We start from the raw sequence: 455 nt of genomic DNA, 5'->3' as shown, positions 1-455 counted from the left end.
CACAGGGCGTTTGCGGTGATGCCGCCGTCGACTTTCAAAACTTCAAGGTGCACACCGGAATCGGCTTCCATCGCCTCGACCACGTCGCGGCTCTGGTAGCAGATCGCCTCCAGGGTGGCCCGCGCCAGGTGGGCATTGGTATTGAAGCGGGACAGTCCGACGATGACGCCCCGGGCGTCGGAGCGCCAGTAGGGGGCGAACAGCCCGGAGAACGCCGGGACGAAGTAGACGCCGCCGTTGTCGGTCACCTGCCGGGCCAGCGCCTCGCTCTGTGCCGCGCCGCTGATGATGCCCAACTGATCGCGCAGCCATTGCACTGCCGACCCTGTAACCGCGATCGAACCTTCCAGCGCGTAAACGGGTTTCGAGTCGCCGAACTGGTAGCACACCGTGGTGAGCAGTCCGTTCTCCGAACGCACGATCTTCTCGCCGGTGTTGAGGAGCAGGAAATTGCC

Annotated in this window: 1 protein-coding gene; it reads right to left on the bottom strand. The window is 64.4% G+C overall.

Annotated elements, in window-relative coordinates; all coding sequences use genetic code 11:
* A partial coding sequence (locus tag IMZ11_RS44100; protein WP_255708223.1) for an FGGY-family carbohydrate kinase occupies positions 1 to 455 on the bottom strand: 455 nt, incomplete at both ends.

Origin of the sequence: Microtetraspora sp. AC03309, assembly GCF_020826795.1 — a bacterium.
GTDB lineage: Bacteria > Actinomycetota > Actinomycetes > Streptosporangiales > Streptosporangiaceae > Microtetraspora > Microtetraspora glauca.
Note: the sequence above shows the minus strand (reverse complement) of the source record. Positions and strands in the feature narration are given on the sequence as shown.